This is a genomic window from Streptomyces sp. NPDC002467 (assembly GCF_042889825.1).
In the GTDB taxonomy this organism is placed as follows: Bacteria; Actinomycetota; Actinomycetes; order Streptomycetales; family Streptomycetaceae; genus Streptomyces.
This window is the reverse complement of sequence record NZ_JBIARJ010000052.1, coordinates 1-2,033: the sequence shown is the minus strand read 5'-3', so window position 1 is coordinate 2,033 and position 2,033 is coordinate 1. Positions and strand designations below refer to the sequence as shown.

Annotated in this window: 1 protein-coding gene; it reads right to left on the bottom strand. The window is 69.3% G+C overall.

What is annotated here, in order from left to right; all coding sequences use genetic code 11:
* Nucleotides 1-53: 53 nt before the first annotated feature.
* The gene (locus ACFYYJ_RS41495; protein ID WP_389140210.1) at nt 54-1,877 is read right to left on the bottom strand and encodes a glycoside hydrolase family 15 protein; all 1,824 of its coding nucleotides are present in this window, start codon (nt 1,875-1,877) and stop codon (nt 54-56) included.
* Nucleotides 1,878-2,033: the final 156 nt, after the last annotated feature.

The window sequence follows — 2,033 nt, the reverse complement described above, 5'->3', positions numbered from 1 at the left end:
CTCGGCCGCGGTCAGCCGCGGCGCTCCCGCCGCGGGGGCGTGCGCGGGCATGGTCAGCGTTCCATCTGCTCGTCGAGCGCCCGGTCGAGGGTGGTGGCGGCCATGATCAGGGACAGGTGGGTGAACGCCTGGGGGAAGTTGCCCAGTTGCTCCCCACTCGGGCCGACCTCCTCGGAGAAGAGGCCGACGTGGTTGGCGTAGGTCTGCATCTTCTCGAAGGTGTACCGGGCCATGGGCAGCCGCCCCGCCCGGGCCAGCGCGTCCACGTACAGGAACGTGCACAGACTGAAGGTGCCCTCCGAACCGCGCAGCCCGTCCGGCGAGGCCGCCGGGTCGTAGCGGTAGACGAGGCTGTCGGAGACCAGCTTGCGGTCCATCGCGTCCAGTGTGGACAGCCAGGAAGGGTCCTTGGGGGCGATGAATCCGACCCTGGGCATGAGCAGGAGGGAGGCGTCCAGGACGGCGTCGCCGTCGTAGTGCTGAACGAAGGCGCGCTCCGTCTCGTTCCAGCCGCGCTGCATGATCTGCTCGAAGATCTCGTCCCTCGCCTTGCGCCATCTCTCCAGGTCGGCTGGACGCCGGAAACGCTCGGCGAGCTGCAGCCCCTGGTCGAACGCGACCCAGGACATCAGCCGGCTGTAGGTGAAGTCCTTCCGCCCTCCACGGGTCTCCCAGATCCCCTCGTCCGGGCGGTCCCAGGATTCGGCGAACCAGTCCAGCCCCTTCGCCAGAGCCTTCCATCCCCTGTAGCTGGCCTGTCGGGCGATCTCGTACCCCTGGGACAGTGCGTAGAGCGCCTCGCCGTAGATGTCGAGCTGGAGTTGGTCGGCGGCGCCGTTGCCGACGCGGACCGGGGAAGAGCCGCGGTAGCCCTCGAAGTGGTCGAGGGTCTCCTCCGGCAGGTCGGGGCTGCCGTCGACGCGGTACATCGTCTGAAGAGGCTCTCCCTCCAAGCCTTCGCGCTCGCTCAGCCTGTCCACCAGCCAGTGAACGAAGGCGGTGGCCTCCTCGACGAAACCGAGGTCGAGCATGGCCCGCACGGACAGGGCGCCGTCGCGCACCCACGTGAACCGGTAGTCCCAGTTGCGCTCACCGCCCACCTGCTCGGGCAGCCCCATCGTGGCCGCCGCGACCAGCGCGCCGGTGGGAGCGTAGGTGAGGAGCTTGAGGGTGATCACCGAGCGGTGCACCTGCTCGGGCCAACGGCCCCGGTAGCGGGACTGGCGCAGCCACTTCTGCCAGAACCCCGCGACGTCCCAGAACTGCTGGGTGACCTCGTCGACCGTGGGCGGCACGGGAGCCTCGCCCCCGGACGCGCACACGGTGAAGACGGCACCACCCGACTCACCGGCGTTCAGTGTCACCCGGCCCCGCACGTCCTGGCCGTCCCGCTCCAGGGGGAAGGTGGCCTGCAGATACGCATCGATCCCCGGAGCCCGGAATACGGCGCCGTTGCCGTCGACGTCCAGCTGATGTTCGGCGCGGCCGTAGTCGAAGCGCGGCCGGCAGTCGAGCGTGAAGTCGACGCTCCCCCGCACGCAGCGCACCGCTCGGACCAGGGTGTGCCGGTCGCTGGGGGTCCGGGTCTGGTCCGGGGTCATGAAGTCGATCACCTCGCCCACGCCGTCCGGCGACATGAAGCGGGTCACCAGGATGGCCGTGTCGGGGTAGTACAACTGTTTGCAGGTCGCATCCGGGTGCTCGGGAGCCAGCTCGAAGTATCCACCGCGGTCGTGGTCGAGCAGGGCGGCGAAAATGCTCGGTGAGTCGAACCTGGGAGCGGCGAACCAGTCGACAACACCTCTCGACGACACGAGGGCGGCGGTCTGCAGGTCGCCCACCAATCCGTGCTCGGCGATGGGTGGATAGCGGTCCATGGTCACTCCGGAGGCTCGGCAGATGCTCCTGCAGATCCACCATCTCCCACCCCGGTCACCCCCGCCACGCCATGGCGACCGACCTCGGTTTGCCGACCGCCCACCTGCGGGTGTTACTGACTGGGTCGGCCCAGGACACGCGGGCCCGGGCTCGAC

Excerpts from the sequence above, each read along its gene's own strand:
- ACFYYJ_RS41495 (WP_389140210.1), bottom strand. The coding sequence starts at position 1,877 with ATGGACCGCTATCCACCCATCGCCGAGCACGGATTGGTGGGCGACCTG.